This is a genomic window from Arthrobacter sp. FW306-07-I, from assembly GCF_021800405.1.
Classification (GTDB): Bacteria; Actinomycetota; Actinomycetes; order Actinomycetales; family Micrococcaceae; genus Arthrobacter.
In genome coordinates, this window is sequence record NZ_CP084550.1 from 1,503,235 (window position 1) to 1,519,884 (window position 16,650).

Sequence of the window (16,650 nt, forward strand, 5' to 3'; positions counted from 1 at the left end):
TTTGAAAGGCCCACCCATGCGCAAAACCTTCGGCAGCGGATCCGTCTGGGAACAGACCCTCGGTTACTCCCGTGCCGTCCAGGTGGACAACACCCTCTACATCTCCGCCACTGCGGCCAGCGGCGAGGACGGAGTGGTGGGCGATGACTTCTACACACAGACCCAGTACATCCTGCAGAAACTGGGCAAGGTCCTGGCCGACGCCGGCTTCGCCTACGAGGACGTGGTGCAGTCCAAGCTGTACCTGACGGACATCAGCAAATGGGAAGAAGCCGGCCGGGCGCACGGCGAGGTGTTCGCAAACATCCGCCCCACCCTCTCCCTGGTCCATGTGCTCCCGTTCCTGGACCCGAAGATGCTCGTAGAGATCGAACTGGTCGCCCAGAAGAGCGCCTAGGTGTATTGACCTGAGAGGTTGGTGACGCGGCTGGCCGGTGGCTGACCGTTGAGTGAGGTGTGGCCTCGATGATGATTGTAATGATGGAGCCAGTCGGCGAAAGCGGCAACACGCTCGGCCTCGGAGGCGTAGGGACGGGCGTAGGCCCATTCGTCGAGCATGGTGCGGTTGTAGCGCTCGACTTTGCCGTTTGTCTGAGGCCTGTAGGGGCGGGTGCGTTTGTGCTTGATGTCCGGGCCCAGAGCGTCTTTGAATGCGTAGGAGCGGTAGCAGGATCCGTTATCGGTCAGGACCCGTTTGACAGTGATCCCGTGGGACTCGAAGTAGGCATTGGCGCGTTCCCAGAATCCGGCCGCAGTGTCCTTTTTCTCATCGGTCAGGATCTCCGTGTAGGCGAGCCTGGAGTGATCATCGACGGCGTTGTGCAAGAAGGCGTGACCCGGTCTCCGGTTCGCCGCGGTACCGGTCTTGTTCCGGTTTCCGGCGGCCCTGCCGACACTGCGGTGTCCGCCGCCGTCAGGGATCCGTCCAAGTTTCTTGATGTCGACGTGGACCAGGTCCCCGGGGCTGTGGTGCTCGTACCGGCGAATCACCCGGCCCGTGGCCCGGTCCATCCACGCCAGCCTCGCCAGCCCAAACCGGGACAGCACCCGGTGCACCGTGGAGGGGTGAATGCCCAGCAGATAGCCGATCCGTGCCGGGCCCCAGCGCCGGTTGACTCTGATCGCGACGATCCGCCGCTCCCGCCGCGTGGAGGTCCGACGCGGGGAGTTGATGGGCCGGCTGGAACGATCACCCGTCCCGTGCTCCCCGTGCTCCCGGTAACGGGCCGCCCACCGCGCTGCGGTCGTCACCGACACCTGGAACCGCTCAGCAGCACGGCGCAGCGGCCACCCGTCATCGACGATGCACCGGGCCAGCCGGAGCCGTCCCTTCGGCGTCAGAAGCGCGTTAGCATGGGACATTGAAGACCTCCTTGTGGATCGGACTCTTAGACAAGCCCCACTCCACTTGGAGGTCTTCTTTTTGTCACCTAACCACGCCGCATGTTCCTAACCTCCGTGGTCAATACACCTAGGCTTCCTGCCCTACCTTCCCGGCAGGCCATAGCGGTGCTCCGGCCTCCCGGTGGTCCCGTAGCGGAGCTGGATATCCACTGCGCCGTCGTCGGCCAGCGAAGACAGGTAGCGCTGGGCGGTTGCCCGCGAGACGCCCACGCGGGAGGCCACCTCTGCGGCAGAGTACTGCTCGCCCGGGGCCAGTGACTCCAGCACCGCCGCCTCGGTTGCCGAGCGGGGTTTCGACGACGGCGTGACGTCGCCCGGAATCAGCGACCGTTTGGCACGTTCCACCGCATCCTGGTCCAGTGCGCCCGGCTGGGCCAGGAGGCGCCGGTACCGGGCGTAGGAGCGCAGCTGCTGGGACAGCGACTCGGACGTAAAGGGCTTGAGCAGGTACCCCAGGGCGCCGCGGCGGAATGCCACCCGGACGGATGCGGCGTCGGAGGCAGCGCTGAGGATAATCGTGTCCACATCCAGCTGCTGGAGCAGGTCCAGGCCGGAGGCATCGGGAAGGTAGACGTCCAGCAGCACCATGTCAGGCCGCAGGCTGTGGATGGCCTGCAGCGCCAGCGACGCCGTGCCAACCGGGGCCAGGGCAAGGAAGCCCGCCACCGAGTCCACATAGGCGGCGTGCAGCTTGGCCACATGGAAGTCGTCGTCCACGATCAGAACCCGAAAATCGTCAGCCATTTCCGTCCTTTCCGGCTGCCCCCGAATTACTGTTGGCAGGGTTGCCTGCCGTGGTGTGCGGAAGGGTGGCCATGAACACGGCTCCCGGCCCGCCCTTCGTCCCGCGTTCGAGCACCCTCACGTCACCGCCGCGGCGCCGGGCCAGCTGGCGAGCCAGGGCAAGCCCGAAGCCCTGGCCGCCGCCGGCGCGGACGGAACCGGAAGAGGTGGTGAAGCCCTCGGCAAACACGTGCTCCGTAGCCGTTCCCTCTGCCAGCCCGTCACCAGAGTCCGCGACCACCACGTGCAGTGTGCCGCCGTCGTCGCCTGGCTCGTCCAGCACCTCCAGCTCAACCCACCGGTCCGTCGCTGAGCCCGCCACAGCCGCATTGACGGCATTGTCGATCAGGTTCCCCAGCACCGTGGTGACATCCTGGGCATCTGTGACCTGTCCGCGGACCAGGGTTTCCGGGCCAATGCGCAGCGTGACGCCGCGCTCGTCGGCCTCCACGCCCTTGGCGCCTACGAACGCCTGCAGGTACGGGTCCTGGAGCAGCTCGGCCTGGTCCACCGGAAACTTCAGCGGACCGGTGGCCGCCAGCGTGGCCAGGTAATCGCGTGCTTCCTGGTGCTGCCCGATGCCCAGGAAGCCGGCGAGCGTGTGCAGCTGATTGGCGAACTCGTGGCGTTGTGCCCGCAGCGCGGTGGACATGGTCCCTACCGCATCCAGTTGCCGCGTCAGCCCCTGCAGTTCCGTCCGGTCGCGCAGCATGATCACCCAGCCCAGGTCCTCCCGCCGGTGCAGCGCCTTGCGGGCGTTCACCACCAGCACCCGGCCGCCGGCCACCAGCTCCAGGGCATTAAGTGTTGAACCTGCGGCGCCGGTTACGCGGGGGACCGACCGGGTGAGCGTCTTCAGCTGCTCCGGCACCGGCGCATTCTCCCACCGCGTGCCGGACAGGTCGGGCAGTCCCAGGAGTCGCTGCGCGGCGGCATTGAACACGCTGATCCGGCCGTCGGCACTGACGCCAATGACGCCGTCGTCCACGCCCTGCAGCACCGCCACCTGGTCGTGCACCAGCGTGCTGATCTCCTCCGGTTCCAACCCCAGGGTGAGGCGTTGCAGCCGGCGGCGCAGCAGAAAGGAGCCCAGGACCCCGGCGAGCAGGGCGCCCGCGGCCGTCAGGGCCACCGGTCCGATGTCGCGGGCCACGCTCTGTGCCACGGTTTCCATGGAGTAGCCCACGCTCACCTCACCCACCACCGTGCCAGTGCCCGGAGCGTACACCGGAACCTTCGCCCCGGCGGAGGGGCCAAGCGTCCCGGTGTTCCGCGTGGTGACCTCCTGCCCGGACAACGCCTCGGACGGGTCGGTGCTGACCTTTTCACCAAGCCGCTGCGGATCAGGATGGGCCAGTCGGATGCCGGTTTCGTCGGTAATCACCACGAACAGTGCTCCGGTCCGGGAACGGGCAGCCTCGGCCGATGACTGAAGGGGCCCGGCCAGGAGTTCGGCGGGCGGGGGAGTGCCGGGCTGTTCACTGATGGCTTGCACGTTGGCGCGGGTTTCCGGGTCGGAGGCCACGGTCCGGGCCAGGGTGAGCGCCTGGTTCTCCGCGTCGCTGCCTACCCGGTCATAGGTGAGCCAGGCGTGCACGGCGGCGCTGAGCAGCACCACCAACAGCACTACCGCCAGCTGCAGCAGCAGCGTCTGGGTGGAAAACCGCAGCGGCTGCCGGGGCGCGGGACGCTGCATTCATCCTCCTTGACGGTTCTGGCGCGGGTTTAGCGGGTTGTGGCGCTGCGCTCCAAGGGTGCCGTGGCAGCACGAAAAGTGCGAAAAGTCCGGTGAGCACAATGAGCAAAATGTTCCCAATAAGCAGTATGCCAATCAATTGAGCCAAAGGCACTGCCGTGACGGCCGCCACCCTACAGTCTGTAGCACGCATCACACCGCCGTGGTGCTGTTCACAAGAAGGAGCCGGCTGTGCTGGTAATACTTGGATTCGCCATGATCGCGGTATTCATGGTGCTGATCATGACGAAGAAGTTGACGCCAGTGCTGGCGTTGATCATTGTCCCTACTGTTTTTGGCCTCTTCGCCGGCGCCGGCCTGGGCATCGGCGATATGGTGATGGACTCCATGAAGTCCATGACGTCCACCGCGGCCCTGCTGATGTTCGCCATCATCTACTTCGGCCTGATGATCGACGTTGGGCTGTTTGACCCGCTGGTGAAGTTCATCCTCCGCAAGCTGGGCAATGACCCCGCCAAGGTCGTCCTGGGCACCGCCATCCTGGCCGCTGCCGTATCGCTGGACGGCGACGGTTCCACCACCTTCATCCTCACCACCGCGGCCATGCTGCCGGTCTACCTGCGCCTCAAGATGAGCCCCGTGGTCCTCACCTGCGTGGCCGGCCTGGCCAACGGCACCATGAACATCCTGCCGTGGGGCGGCCCCACGGCCCGCGCCGCCACCGCCCTCAAGATCGACGTCAACGACGTCTTCGTTCCCATGATCCCTTCCCTGGTGGCCGGCCTGGTCGTGGTCTTCGCCTTCGCCTGGCTGCTCGGCCTGCAGGAACGAAACCGGCTCCGCGCCACTGCGCCGGAGATCTGGAGCGTGCCGGACACAGCGGAAGAGTTCGACGGCGGCAGCCCGGCGGGTGCCGCGGGCACCGGTGTTGGCATTGGCCGACGCAAGGGCGGCAACCCCGGCGGAGCAGCCCCCGCCGTCGACGGCTTCCCGGCAGGATCCTCCGTGGCCGTGCTGGAGCGCAACGACACCGCTACTGAAAACGGCGGCGCCGGACTTGCCGACACCGCCCTTGATCCCAACCGCAGCACCCTGCGGCCCAAGCTGTTCTGGTTCAACCTGGCCCTGACGGTCGTCGTCATGGTGGTGCTCGTGGCCAACGTCATCCCGCTGCCGTTCGTGTTCATGGTTGGCGCCGCGATCGCCCTGCTGGTCAACTTCCCCAAGGTCAAGGACCAGGGCGCCCAGCTGATTGCGCACGCACCGTCCATCGTGGCCGTGGTCAGCATGGTCATGGCCGCCGCCGTCCTCACCGGCGTCCTCAAAGGCACCGGCATGGTGGAAGCCATGTCCGCCTGGCTGGTCCAGATCATCCCGTCCTCCATGGGCCCGTTCATGGCCGTCATCACCGGCGTGCTCAGCATCCCCATGACGTTCTTCATGAGCAACGACGCGTTCTACTTCGGCGTCCTGCCGGTCCTCAGCGAGACCGCCGCCCACTACGGCGTCGGAGCCGCGGACATGGCCCGTGCCTCCATCACCGGCCAGCCTTTCCACCTGCAGAGCCCGCTGGTTCCGGCCATCCTGCTGCTGGTGTCACTGGCCAAGGTAGACCTCGGTGACCACCACAAGAAGGTCCTCTGGCGCACCGCCGTGATCTCGCTTGTAATGCTCGGGGTCGGGATGCTGACCGGAGCCATTGGGATCGGTTAGTCTGTAGCTGCCCGCGCTCCCGTCCCCGTGACCGGACCGGGCATCGAAGGTGCCCGTCTGACGCCCGCTGGGGGATGTCAGACGGGCATCTGCGTTTCCGCACTAGACTGGATCGGAAAACAATTCGAACTTTGCAGGGGAGATCCATGGCTGCGATCAACCGTGACGACGTCGCGCATCTCGCGCGTCTCGCTCACATCGAGATGAGTGCCGAAGAGCTGGACAGGATGGCCGGCGAGCTCGCCGTCATTGTCGATTCGGTCAAGTCCGTCAGCGAGGCCGCCGGGGACGACGTTCCGGCCACCTCGCACCCCATTCCGCTCACCAACGTGTTCCGCGACGACGTCGTGGGGCACACCTTCACGGCGGAACAGGCCCTCTCCGGCGCCCCGGATTCCGATGAAAACCGTTTCAAGGTCCCGGCCATCCTGGATGAGGCATAACCATGACTGAACAAAACTCCACCGGCACCAGCGCCGACGCCCTGGTCCGACTGTCCGCCGCGCAGCTGGCCGAAAAGCTCGCCGCCCGCGAGGTCACCGCCGTCGAAGTGACCCAGGCTTACCTGGACCGCATCGCCGCCGTTGACGGCAAGGTCAACGCCTTCCTGCACGTTAACGCCGAGGAAGCCCTGGCCGTCGCGGCCGAGGTGGACGCGATCCGTGCCGCCGGGGGTGCCGAAGCCGAGGCCCTGCACGTCCTGGCCGGTGTTCCCATCGCCGTCAAGGACCTGATTGTCACCATCGGCCAGCCCACCACGGCAGGCTCCAAGATCCTCGAGGGCTGGCAGAGCCCCTACGACGCAACGGTCGTGGAACGCCTGCGCGCCGCCAAGATGCCCATCCTGGGCAAGACCAACCTGGACGAATTCGCCATGGGCTCCTCCACCGAGCACTCGGCCTTCGGCCCCACCCGCAACCCGTGGGACCTTGACCGGATCCCCGGCGGTTCCGGCGGCGGTTCCGCGGCCGCCGTTGCCGCCTTCGAAGCGCCCCTGGCCCTGGGAACGGACACCGGCGGCTCCATCCGCCAGCCCGGTGCCGTTACCGGAACCGTCGGCGTGAAGCCCACCTACGGCAGCGTCTCCCGCTACGGCGCCATCGCCATGGCCTCCTCGCTGGACCAGATCGGTCCCGTCACCCGCACGGTGCTGGACTCCGCCCTGCTGCATCAGGTCATCGGCGGGCACGATCCCCGTGACTCCACCTCCCTGCCCGAACCCCTGGCTGACCTCGTTGCCGCCGCGAAGACCGGCAACGTGGAGGGACTGCGGATCGGCATTATCAAGGAACTGCACGGCGAGGGCTACCAGGCCGGCGTCGAAAACCGCTTCAACGACGCCCTGGAGCTGCTCAAGGAAGCCGGCGCCGAGATCGTTGAGGTCTCCTGCCCCAACTTCCAGTACGCCCTGGGCGCCTACTACCTGATCATGCCTTCCGAGGCCTCTTCCAACCTGGCCAAGTTCGACGGCGTCCGGTACGGCCTGCGCGTCCTCCCCGAAGAGGGCCCCATGACCATTGAACGCGTCATGGGTGCCACCCGCGCCGCCGGCTTCGGCGACGAGGTCAAGCGCCGCATCATCCTGGGCACGTACGCCCTGTCCGCGGGCTACTACGATGCCTACTACGGCTCCGCCCAAAAGGTCCGCACCCTGGTGCAGCGGGACTTCGAGGCTGCCTTCGCGCAGGCCGACGTCCTGATCTCGCCCACCGCCCCCACCACGGCCTTCCCGCTCGGTGAAAAACTGGACGATCCGCTGGCCATGTACCTCAACGACGTCGCCACCATCCCGGCCAACCTGGCCGGCGTGCCCGGCCTGTCGCTGCCCGGCGGGCTGGCGGACGAGGACGGGCTGCCCGTTGGCATCCAGCTGCTGGCCCCGGCCCGCGAGGATGCCCGCCTGTACCGGGTGGGTGCGGTCCTGGAGTCGCTGCTCGAAGCGAAGTGGGGCGGCCCGCTGCTGGCCCAGGCTCCCGACCTTGCGGCTGAAACCCTCGAAACCCAGGAGGCAAAATAATGAGCACTGACGAAATCCTGAGCTTCGATGAGGCCATGGAGAAGTACGATCCCGTCCTGGGGTTCGAGGTCCATGTGGAGCTGAACACCAAGACCAAGATGTTCTCCTCCGCCCCGAACGTCTTCGGCGATGAGCCCAACACCAACGTCAATGAAGTGGATCTGGGCATGCCCGGCGTCCTGCCCGTGGTGAACAAGACCGCCGTGGAATCCTCCATCAAGATCGGCCTGGCACTGAACTGCAAGATCGCCGAATCCTGCCGCTTCGCCCGGAAGAACTACTTCTACCCGGACACCCCCAAGAACTTCCAGACCTCCCAGTACGACGAGCCCATCGCGTACGACGGCTACCTGGACATCGAGCTTGAGGACGGCACCGTGTTCCGCGTTGAGATCGAGCGCGCGCACATGGAGGAGGATGCCGGCAAGCTGACCCACATGGGCGGCGCCACCGGCCGCATCCACGGCGCCGACTTCTCCCTGGTGGACTACAACCGTGCCGGCGTGCCGCTGGTGGAAATCGTCACCAAGCCCATCGAGGGCGCAGGCTCGCGCGCGCCGGAGCTGGCCAAGGCGTACGTGGCCGCTGTCCGGGAGATCGTGAAGAACCTGGGTGTGTCCGACGCGAAGATGGAACGCGGCAACGTCCGCTGCGACGCCAACGTCTCGCTCCGCCCGCACGGCCGCGAACGGTTCGGCATCCGCTCCGAAACCAAGAACGTGAACTCGCTGCGCGCCGTCGAACACGCGGTCCGCTACGAGATCCAGCGCCACGCAGCCGTCCTGGATTCCGGCAACCCGGTTGTCCAGGAAACCCGGCACTGGCACGAGGACACCCGGACCACCACCTCGGGCCGGCCCAAGTCCGACGCCGACGACTACCGGTACTTCCCGGAACCGGACCTGGTCCCCGTGGTTGCCTCCCGGGAATGGGTGGAGGAGCTGCGCGCCACCCTGCCCGAGCCTCCGGCCGAGCGCCGCAAGCGCCTCAAGGCTGACTGGGGCTACTCCGATCTCGAGTTCCGTGACGTGGTGAACGCCGGGGTCCTGGACGAGATAGAGGAAACCATTGCCGCCGGCGCCTCGGCCTCCGTGGCCCGCAAATGGTGGATGGGCGAGATCGTGGGACGCGCCAAGGCCGCCGACGTTGACCCCGGCCAGCTGGGCGTCGAGCCGGCCACCATCGTGGAGCTCGCCCGCATGGTGGAGGCCGGCAAGATCAACAACAAGATGGCCACGCAGGTGCTGGACGGCGTGCTCGCCGGCGAAGGCACCCCGGAAGAGGTTGTCGCAAAACGCGGCCTCGCCGTGGTGTCCGACGACGGCCCCCTCCTGGAAGCCATCGACGCCGCGCTCGCCGCCCAGCCCGACGTTGCGGAGAAGATCCGCGGCGGCAAGGTCCAGGCCATCGGCGCAATCGTTGGCGGGGTCATGAAGGCCACCCGCGGCCAGGCCGACGCCGGCCGCGTCCGCGAACTGATCCTGGAGAAGCTGGGCGTCACCGTCTAGCAAACCCACCCAACTGGGTCGCAGTTGTTGTCGTTTTGAGCCCTCATAACGACAACAACTGCGACCCAGTTGCGCTTTAAGTACTCAGGCGGCCGTCACAGAAAGTACCCGTGGTTGAGCGTGCGCATCACCCTTACACTTGAGGCCAGGTGAGCCGGTGCCCCGGGCGGGGAGTTGCGGCGCGAAGGTGCGGGAGGAACAACCATGGTGGTCCGGGAATCAATGAGGGTGCGCAAGGCCGCGCTTGCCGGGGCGGTGGCCCTTGCGCTGACCGGCACGGGGGCTGCCCTTGCCTGGTCGGCCACGGGCACGCCCACCCCCTCGCCGTCACAATCGGCACCGCAATCCGCCCCAGGCCATTCAGGCAGCGCGCCCGGACAGCAAAACAAGCAGGACAAGAAAGCCCAGCGTCCCCAGCCACTTCATGGCGAGGAGGTGGTCAAGAACGCGGATGGCACCTTCCAGACCGTCCTGGAACAGCGGGGGACGGTGGAATCGGTCAGCGGCTCGGCCATCACGGTCAAGAGCGAGGACGGCTTCATCCAGACCTACACCGTCAACGGCGACACGAGAATCACCAGGATTCCTCCGGCAGCAGCGGATGGTTCCGCGCCTACTGCCAGCCCGGACGCGCCAGCCAGCCCACGCATGCCGGCCAGCCCGGGAGCAAAGCGCGACGACGGCAAGAGGCTTAAGCCGACGGACGGAACCATCGCGGACATTGCCGCAGGGGATGCCGTCCGCATTGCAGGCGTCAAGGACGGGGACAATGCCACGGCCAAGCGGATCGTGAAGGGCGCCGGTGACAAGCCCGGCCCTGGGCTGGGGCATGGTTTGGGCGGCGCGCCGGGACACGGTCAAGGCCTTGGCCACAAGATGGGCAAAGACCACCAGGACGACCAGGGCGCCTGACTTTTTCAGCCCCGCTGCACTTTTCAGCCCTGGCGCACCAGCCCCGCCATGATGTCCTCAAGTGCCTCGCACACCATCACCACCGCCCGCCGCTTCAGGTTCTCCGGCCGGGCCAGCAGGTCGATCCTGCGCCGGGTGCTGATCCCCGCCAGCGGGCGCAGCACGATGTCCGGGTTAAGCACCGGCCCTGCCGTGTACCTGGGGAGCAGTCCCACCACGCCGCCGGTGGCCACCAAGGCCGCCACCGTCGAGTAGTCGTTGATGCGGTGGACGATGTTCGGTTCCCGGCTGGAAACGGCAGCGACGGCGGCAAGAACGTCGGCGGGGGAGTAGCCAGGGTGGCTGGTCACCCAGGCTTCGGCGCCGACGTCGTCCGCTGTCACCGTGTCCTTCTGCGCCAAGGGGTGGCCGGCGGGCAGTGCCACGTCGAGGGGTTCGTGCGCCAGGGGGATGACGGCTACCCGTTCCGCCGGCCACCGCGGGCTGTGGTCCATGCGGTGCGCCAGCACCAGGTCGTAACGGGCAGTGAGGGCGGGAAAGTCCTGCTGCGCAACATCCTCGTCGGAGAGCTCGATCCGCGGATGCTCCGGCCGGTCCAGCATCCTGGCCAGCGGCGCGAACAAAGCCTGTCCCGCGCTGTGGAACCCGCTGACCGTCACCCTGCCGGCGGGAGAGCCATGATAGGTCCGCAGCGCGCCGCGGGCCTCGGCCATGGCGCTGACGACGGCGGCACCGGCGTCGGCGAGGACCTGGCCGGCTTCGGTGAGCACCAGGTTCCGGCCCTCCTTGCGCGTCAGGGGCACCTCCACGCTGCGCTGCAGGTGGGCCAGTTGCTGCGACACTGCCGACGGGGTGACCATGAGCGTGTCGGCCACCGCCTTCACGCTGCCCAGGGCACCGAGTTCCCGCAGAATTTCGAGTTGATGAACCTCCATGGCTCCAGTCTAATCATTAGCTATTGCTACATCGTTGATTGAGAAAAATGCTGTTGTTCTTACGCGTGCTCGGCGCTTCAATGGGGATGACATACCCCGCAAACGTGAACCCCAATCAGTAAGGATGCCAATGAAGGCCCTTTATAAGGCTGGCCCGCAGGCCGGTTTCGAACTCGTCGAGCGGCCCGAACCAGAGGCCGGGCCGGCGGACGTGAAGATCCGGGTCATGACCACCGGCATTTGCGGCACGGACCTGCACATCCAGTCCTGGGATCCATGGGCGCAGGGGATCATCGAGGCTCCCCTCATTGCCGGCCATGAGTTTTATGGCGAAGTGGTGGAGGTGGGCGACGACGTCCGGGAGGTCAAGGTAGGCGACCGGGTCTCGGGCGAAGGGCACGTGGTGTGCGGCATCTGCCGGAACTGCCGCGCAGGACGCCGCCAGATGTGCATCCACACCGTCAGTGTGGGTGTCCAGCGTGACGGTGCCTTTGCCGAGTACGTGGTGATCCCCGAAACCAACGTCTGGGTCCACCACGACCCTTCAGTCACCCCGGAGCTTGGCGCCATCTTCGACCCGTTCGGCAACGCCACCCACACCGCGCTGAGCTTCCCGCTGGTGGGCGAGGACGTCCTGATCACCGGCGCCGGCCCCATTGGACTGATGGCCATCGCCGTCGCCCGCCACGCGGGTGCACGCAAAATCGCCATCACGGACGTTTCCAAGCCACGGCTCGACCTGGCCCGGCAGCTCGGAGCCGACCTTGCCATCGACGTCTCCACCACCCGGGTGCGCGACGCCCAACGTGAGCTGGGCATGCGCGAAGGCTTCGACGTCGGAATGGAAATGTCCGGGCACCCTTCCGCGCTGCCTGAGATGATCGACAACATGAACCACGGTGGCCGGATCGCCATGCTGGGGCTGCCCAGCCAGGAGATCACCATCGACTGGGGCAAGGTGGTCACCCACATGCTCACGCTCAAGGGCATCTATGGCCGCGAGATGTACGAAACCTGGTACGCCATGAGCGCCATGCTCTCGTCCAACCCGGTGCTCCACGCCGGAATCTCCGCCGTGGTCACGGACGCACTGCCGGCCGCGGACTGGGAGAAGGGCTTCGAGATTGCCCGCAGCGGCGTGGGCGGCAAGGTTGTCCTGGACTGGACCCGACTCTAAGACCCGATACTAAGGAACCCCATGTACACCTCCATGAAGGATCAGCTCCACGACGAGCTGGAAGAAATCCGCGCGGCCGGGCTCTACAAGACCGAACGCAGCATCAGCTCACCGCAGTCCAGCCACATCACCGCCGGACAGATCGGCGGCCCCGGCGCCGACGTGCTGAACTTCTGCGCCAACAACTACCTGGGACTGGCTGACCATCCTGACATCATCAGCACCGCCAAGGCCGCCATGGACGAGCGCGGTTTCGGGATGGCCAGCGTCCGTTTCATCTGCGGCACCCAGGACCTGCACCTGGAACTGGAAGCCCGGGTCGCCAAGTTCCTGGGTACCGAGGACACCATTCTGTTCTCCAGCTGCTTCGACGCCAACGGCGGGGTGTTCGAGTCCCTCTTCGGGGCCGAGGACGCCGTCATCTCCGATGCCCTGAACCACGCCTCCATCATCGACGGAATCCGCCTGTGCAAGGCACAGCGGTACCGGTACGCCAACCAGGACATGGCGGACCTGGAAGCCAAGCTGGTGGAAGCGAAGGACGCCCGCCGGAAGATCATCGTCACCGATGGCGTGTTCTCGATGGACGGCTACCTTGCCCCGCTCGAGGCCATCTGCGACCTCGCCGACAAGTACGGCGCCCTGGTGATGGTGGACGACTCCCATGCCGTGGGCTTCATGGGTGCCACAGGTGCGGGTACTCCCGAACACGCCGGTGTCAGTGACCGCGTGGACATCTACACGGGCACCTTCGGCAAGGCGCTGGGCGGAGCCTCGGGCGGTTACGTGTCCGGCCGCAGGGAGATTGTCGCCATGCTCCGCCAGAAGGCACGGCCCTACCTGTTCTCCAATTCCCTGGCTCCGGCCATCGTTGCAGCCACGCTCAAGGCGCTGGACCTGGTGGAAAGCTCCGGTGACCTGCGGCGCAGGCTGTTCGAAAACGCCGAACTCTTCCGCCGCCGCATGACCGAGGAGGGGTTCGACCTGCTTCCGGGCGAGCACGCCATCGTCCCGGTGATGTTCGGTGATGCCGTGATGGCCGCCAAGGTGGCCGACCGGATGCTGCAGCACGGAGTCTTCGTCACCGCCTTCAGCTTCCCCGTGGTTCCGCGGGGTGCCGCAAGGATCCGGGTGCAGCTTTCCGCCGCACATTCAGCGGACGACGTCGAAGCGTGCGTTCGTGCCTTCGTCGCCAGCCGTGACGAGGCGGCAGCCTGACACCTGCCGCACCCCAGCTGAATTCTGCAAGGATGGACCGATGGCAGCTCATTACGATGTCCTGATCGTGGGCGGCGGCATTGCCGGCCTCTCCCTTGCGTCCGCGCTCGCGGGCCGCTGCAGTGTTGTCCTGGTGGAGGCGGAGCAGGAGCTGGCGTACCACACGTCCTCCCGCTCCGCCCGACAGCTGATCCCCAGCTACGGGCCGCCGGTGGTCCAGGAACTCACCGTCCGGACCCTGGAGCTGCTCGCGGCCCGGGACGCGGAACTCCCGGAACCGGTCCTGACGCCGCGCAGCTTCATGCTGATCGGCTCCGAGGCTGAGGTGGCCGCGGAAGCCAGTGGGCACATGCAGCCCATCTCCGTGGAGCGCGCCCTGGAGCTCTGCCCGGCCCTGAAGCCCGGAACCTTTGCTGCCGCGGGACTAGATACTGGATCCTTTGGCTGCAACGCCCCGCTGCTCCTGGAAGAACATCGCAAGCGGGCGCTCGCCGCCGGCGCCGACATCATCACCGGCGCCCGGGTCCATTCGGCGCAACGGCTGGGTTCGGGCTGGCGGGTGGGTGCCGGTGCCGAGGGGTTCGAAGTGGGAGTGATGGTCAACGCCGCGGGAGCCTGGGCGGACGAGCTCGCGGTGATCAGCGGCGTCGAAAAGCTGGGCCTGCAGCCGTACCGGCGCACCGCGGCGATTGCCGCCGTCGAACGTCCCCTTCCTGGCGCCACTCCAATGGTGGCTGCCGCAGACAACACGTTCTATTTCCGCCCCGACGGCCGCGACGTCCTGATTTCGCCGTCGGAGACCGTTCCCAGTGGCCCCGAGGATGCACGCCCGCGCCCCGGAGACGTGGAACGCCTGGTGGAGAAACTGAACGCCTTCACCAGCCTGGGGATTACGGAAGTCCGGCGGGCGTGGACGGGGCTGCGCACCGAAGCCGCGGACGGAGTTCCGGTTGCGGGATTCGACGCCGAAGCGGCAGGGTTCTATTGGCTGGCGGGGCAGGGCGGATATGGGTTCCAGACCTCGGCAGCCCTGGCGGAGTTCGCGGCCGCCCAGATCCTGGCCGGGCAGGACTCCTCCGGAAGTACTGCCTTCGTTGCCGGCGCAGCCGACGGTCCGGCATCCCGGACAGCGCAGGCCCTGGCCGCCACGCGCTGGTCCATCCGGCGTTGAAGAATGGTCCCATGAGTACCCTGATCACCAATATTGCCGAGCTGATGACGCAGGACCTTGAGCAGCGGGTCCTGAAGGACGCGGCGGTGGTCATCGAGGGGGAACGGATCTCATGGATCGGTGCCGCAGCCGATGCCCCCGCAGCCGACGACGCCGTCGACGCTGGAGGCCGGGCCATGCTGCCAGGCTGGGTGGACTCGCACACCCACCTGCTCTTCGCCGGCGACCGCACCGCCGAGTTCGAAGCCCGGATGGCGGGCGAGGCTTACGCCGCCGGCGGCATCGCCGTCACCATGGAAGCCACGCGCGCCACCTCCGACTTCGACCTCACACGGTTGGCCATGGGCCGGGTGGCCGAGGCCGTCTCGCAGGGAACCACGTACCTGGAAACCAAAACCGGCTACGGCCTGGACGTCGAGAATGAGGCCCGCAGCGCCCGCATCGCGTCCACGGTGGCAGACCAGGTGACCTACCTCGGCGCCCATCTGGTTCCCGCCGGCCAGGACCCGGACGAGTACACCGACCTGGTCTGCGGACCCATGCTCGACGCCGTTCGCCCGTACGTACAGTGGGCCGACGTCTTCTGCGAAGAGGGCGCGTTCACCGCTGAACAGTCCCGCCGGGTACTGCTGGCCTGCCGGGACGCGGGCCTGGGCCTCCGCGTGCACGGCAATCAGCTCGGTGAGGGGCCTGGCGTGCAGCTTGCCGTGGAGCTGGGAGCGGCGAGCGTGGACCACGTGAACTACCTCTCGGGGCAGGACGTCAAAGCCTTGGCTGCTTCCTGGTCCGGGTGGGACGCGGTGAGCGGTGCGGGGGAGCGCGGCACTGTGGCCACCTGCCTCCCGGCCTGCGACCTCTCCACCCGCCAGCCGCTGGCTCCTGCCCGCGAGCTTCTCGATGCCGGAGTGCAGGTGGCAATTGCTTCCAACTGCAATCCCGGTACGTCCTACACGAGCTCCATGGCGTTTTGCGTGACCACTGCTGTCCTGCAGATGCACCTCTCCGTGCATGAGGCAGTACGGGCCGCCACTTATGGCGGTGCCCTGGCGTTGCACAAGGACACCGGGCAGGATGCGGACGGTGAACGCGCCGTGGGGTCAATCGCCGTCGGTCACCGTGCCGACCTGCACCTGCTGAATGCGCCTTCGGCCACGCACCTCGCTTACCGCCCGGGCGTGCCCTTGACGTACGCTGTGTGGCGGGCCGGAGCCAGAGAGCGATAGCTTCAGTACGCTCACATGATTGTTTCTGATCATATGATGTACGTTATAGTCAGAAAACGTCATCAGGGATGGTGGCTGCTTTGATTGAGAGGCCCACTTGAATGACGCGCACTGACCGGCTTACGGCAATTCTCGACCTGCTGGCGAAGACGGGACAGGTAGAGGTTGACGAGATTGTCAGCACCCTCAATGTTTCCCCGGCCACTGCCCGGCGCGACCTGGACAGCCTCGCCAAGCGCCGACTTTTGACGAGGACGCGCGGCGGGGCGACCACGGGTGCCCTGGCTTACGACCTGCCAGGCCGCTACAACCGCGACGACCATGCCGAAGCCAAAGAGCAGATTGCGCAGTGTGCGTCGGCCTTGATCCGTCCCGGTGCGGTGATCGGTCTCTGCGGGGGTACCACCAGCACCGCCCTTGCACAGATTCTCGCCACCCGGGAGGACCTGAACGCACCCTCCAACCAGCCCACCCTCACTGTGGTGACCAATGCGATTAATATTGCCGGCCAGTTGGCGGTCCGACCCAACATCAAGGTGATGGTTACCGGCGGGATCCTCAACCCGCGGTCCTACGAACTGGTGGGGCCTTACACGGACATCATCATGCAGAAGGTAGTGCTGGACATCGCCTTTATTGGCGTCAACGGCATCGATCCCGAGGTGGGGCCCACCAATACGGGCGAGGGGGAGGCCTCGGTCAATGCCCTTTTGGCCTCCCGTGCCCGGGTGTCCTATGTCATCGCGGATTCCTCCAAGGTAGGAGTGCGCGCCTTCGCCACCATGGACGGCTACGACTTCAACAGGCTGATCACGGATTCCGGCATTTCTGCCCGTGACAAGGCTGCGTTCGAGGCCAACGGCACGGAAGTGATCGTCGCGCCCGCCTGATGT

At 66.6% G+C, this 16,650-nt stretch carries 15 protein-coding genes; 11 read left to right on the forward strand and 4 right to left on the reverse strand.

Going from position 1 to position 16,650, the window contains the following annotated elements:
• Window positions 1-16: 16 nt before the first annotated feature.
• Window positions 17-397, forward strand: coding sequence for a RidA family protein (locus tag LFT46_RS06875; RefSeq protein WP_236821672.1), 381 nt, complete (start codon window positions 17-19; stop codon window positions 395-397).
• Here the strand turns inward: LFT46_RS06875 and LFT46_RS06880 are convergent.
• The 3 genes from LFT46_RS06880 to LFT46_RS06890 all read right to left on the reverse strand — a co-directional run bounded on the left by LFT46_RS06880 (window position 394) and on the right by LFT46_RS06890 (window position 3,883).
• Window positions 394-1,362, reverse strand: a complete 969-nt coding sequence (locus LFT46_RS06880; protein WP_236799412.1) for an IS481 family transposase — start codon at window positions 1,360-1,362, stop codon at window positions 394-396. The two genes, LFT46_RS06875 and LFT46_RS06880, sit on opposite strands and share 4 nt — an antisense overlap.
• 123 nt (window positions 1,363-1,485) lie before the next feature.
• On the reverse strand, window positions 1,486-2,148 hold the full coding sequence (locus tag LFT46_RS06885) for a response regulator (RefSeq protein ID WP_236821673.1): 663 nt from the start codon (window positions 2,146-2,148) through the stop codon (window positions 1,486-1,488).
• Window positions 2,141-3,883, reverse strand: a complete 1,743-nt coding sequence (locus LFT46_RS06890) for a sensor histidine kinase (RefSeq protein ID WP_236821674.1) — start codon at window positions 3,881-3,883, stop codon at window positions 2,141-2,143. The genes LFT46_RS06885 and LFT46_RS06890 overlap by 8 nt, the downstream gene beginning before the upstream one ends.
• 231 nt (window positions 3,884-4,114) lie before the next feature.
• Between LFT46_RS06890 and LFT46_RS06895 the strand changes: the two genes are divergently transcribed.
• From LFT46_RS06895 to LFT46_RS06915, 5 genes are all read left to right on the forward strand, one after another.
• Entirely contained in the window at window positions 4,115-5,596 is a 1,482-nt protein-coding gene (locus LFT46_RS06895; RefSeq protein ID WP_236821675.1) for a CitMHS family transporter, read from the forward strand.
• Window positions 5,597-5,742: 146 nt separating this feature from the next.
• On the forward strand, window positions 5,743-6,039 hold the full coding sequence (gatC, locus tag LFT46_RS06900; protein WP_175319340.1) for an Asp-tRNA(Asn)/Glu-tRNA(Gln) amidotransferase subunit GatC: 297 nt from the start codon (window positions 5,743-5,745) through the stop codon (window positions 6,037-6,039).
• Window positions 6,040-6,041: 2 nt separating this feature from the next.
• Complete coding sequence (gatA, locus tag LFT46_RS06905) at window positions 6,042-7,613, forward strand: Asp-tRNA(Asn)/Glu-tRNA(Gln) amidotransferase subunit GatA (RefSeq protein WP_236801820.1); 1,572 nt, start codon at window positions 6,042-6,044, stop codon at window positions 7,611-7,613.
• Complete coding sequence (gatB, locus tag LFT46_RS06910; RefSeq protein ID WP_236821676.1) at window positions 7,613-9,121, forward strand: Asp-tRNA(Asn)/Glu-tRNA(Gln) amidotransferase subunit GatB; 1,509 nt, start codon at window positions 7,613-7,615, stop codon at window positions 9,119-9,121. Before gatA ends, gatB begins: the two co-directional genes overlap by 1 nt.
• A gap of 204 nt (window positions 9,122-9,325) precedes the next feature.
• The gene (locus LFT46_RS06915; RefSeq protein WP_236821677.1) at window positions 9,326-10,033 is read left to right on the forward strand and encodes a hypothetical protein; all 708 of its coding nucleotides are present in this window, start codon (window positions 9,326-9,328) and stop codon (window positions 10,031-10,033) included.
• A 23-nt stretch (window positions 10,034-10,056) separates the two neighbouring features.
• Here the strand turns inward: LFT46_RS06915 and LFT46_RS06920 are convergent, their stop codons facing one another.
• Window positions 10,057-10,968, reverse strand: a complete 912-nt coding sequence (locus LFT46_RS06920) for a LysR family transcriptional regulator (protein WP_236801823.1) — start codon at window positions 10,966-10,968, stop codon at window positions 10,057-10,059.
• Window positions 10,969-11,098: 130 nt separating this feature from the next.
• On the opposite strand from LFT46_RS06920, the gene tdh reads away from it, so the two are divergent.
• From tdh to LFT46_RS06945, 5 genes are all read left to right on the forward strand, one after another.
• The gene (gene tdh, locus LFT46_RS06925) at window positions 11,099-12,145 is read left to right on the forward strand and encodes an L-threonine 3-dehydrogenase (protein ID WP_236801824.1); all 1,047 of its coding nucleotides are present in this window, start codon (window positions 11,099-11,101) and stop codon (window positions 12,143-12,145) included.
• A 21-nt stretch (window positions 12,146-12,166) separates the two neighbouring features.
• Window positions 12,167-13,363 carry a glycine C-acetyltransferase gene (locus LFT46_RS06930; RefSeq protein WP_236801825.1) on the forward strand — a complete coding sequence of 399 codons (1,197 nt, stop codon included), beginning with the start codon at window positions 12,167-12,169 and terminating at the stop codon, window positions 13,361-13,363.
• Window positions 13,364-13,403: 40 nt separating this feature from the next.
• Window positions 13,404-14,534, forward strand: a complete 1,131-nt coding sequence (locus LFT46_RS06935; RefSeq protein ID WP_236821678.1) for an NAD(P)/FAD-dependent oxidoreductase — start codon at window positions 13,404-13,406, stop codon at window positions 14,532-14,534.
• Between the two features lie 11 nt (window positions 14,535-14,545).
• On the forward strand, window positions 14,546-15,757 hold the full coding sequence (gene hutI, locus LFT46_RS06940) for an imidazolonepropionase (RefSeq protein ID WP_236801827.1): 1,212 nt from the start codon (window positions 14,546-14,548) through the stop codon (window positions 15,755-15,757).
• 101 nt (window positions 15,758-15,858) lie between these two features.
• On the forward strand, window positions 15,859-16,647 hold the full coding sequence (locus tag LFT46_RS06945; protein WP_236801828.1) for a DeoR/GlpR family DNA-binding transcription regulator: 789 nt from the start codon (window positions 15,859-15,861) through the stop codon (window positions 16,645-16,647).
• Window positions 16,648-16,650: the final 3 nt, after the last annotated feature.

Excerpts from the sequence above, each read along its gene's own strand:
- LFT46_RS06875 (WP_236821672.1), top strand. The coding sequence starts at position 17 with ATGCGCAAAACCTTCGGCAGCGGATCCGTCTGGGAACAGACCCTCGGT.
- tdh (WP_236801824.1), top strand. The coding sequence starts at position 11,099 with ATGAAGGCCCTTTATAAGGCTGGCCCGCAGGCCGGTTTCGAACTCGTC.
- LFT46_RS06885 (WP_236821673.1), bottom strand. The coding sequence starts at position 2,148 with ATGGCTGACGATTTTCGGGTTCTGATCGTGGACGACGACTTCCATGTG.
- LFT46_RS06915 (WP_236821677.1), top strand. The coding sequence starts at position 9,326 with ATGGTGGTCCGGGAATCAATGAGGGTGCGCAAGGCCGCGCTTGCCGGG.
- gatB (WP_236821676.1), top strand. The coding sequence starts at position 7,613 with ATGAGCACTGACGAAATCCTGAGCTTCGATGAGGCCATGGAGAAGTAC.
- hutI (WP_236801827.1), top strand. The coding sequence starts at position 14,546 with ATGAGTACCCTGATCACCAATATTGCCGAGCTGATGACGCAGGACCTT.
- LFT46_RS06880 (WP_236799412.1), bottom strand. The coding sequence starts at position 1,362 with ATGTCCCATGCTAACGCGCTTCTGACGCCGAAGGGACGGCTCCGGCTG.
- LFT46_RS06890 (WP_236821674.1), bottom strand. The coding sequence starts at position 3,883 with ATGCAGCGTCCCGCGCCCCGGCAGCCGCTGCGGTTTTCCACCCAGACG.
- gatA (WP_236801820.1), top strand. The coding sequence starts at position 6,042 with ATGACTGAACAAAACTCCACCGGCACCAGCGCCGACGCCCTGGTCCGA.
- LFT46_RS06930 (WP_236801825.1), top strand. The coding sequence starts at position 12,167 with ATGTACACCTCCATGAAGGATCAGCTCCACGACGAGCTGGAAGAAATC.
- LFT46_RS06945 (WP_236801828.1), top strand. The coding sequence starts at position 15,859 with ATGACGCGCACTGACCGGCTTACGGCAATTCTCGACCTGCTGGCGAAG.
- LFT46_RS06935 (WP_236821678.1), top strand. The coding sequence starts at position 13,404 with ATGGCAGCTCATTACGATGTCCTGATCGTGGGCGGCGGCATTGCCGGC.
- gatC (WP_175319340.1), top strand. The coding sequence starts at position 5,743 with ATGGCTGCGATCAACCGTGACGACGTCGCGCATCTCGCGCGTCTCGCT.
- LFT46_RS06920 (WP_236801823.1), bottom strand. The coding sequence starts at position 10,968 with ATGGAGGTTCATCAACTCGAAATTCTGCGGGAACTCGGTGCCCTGGGC.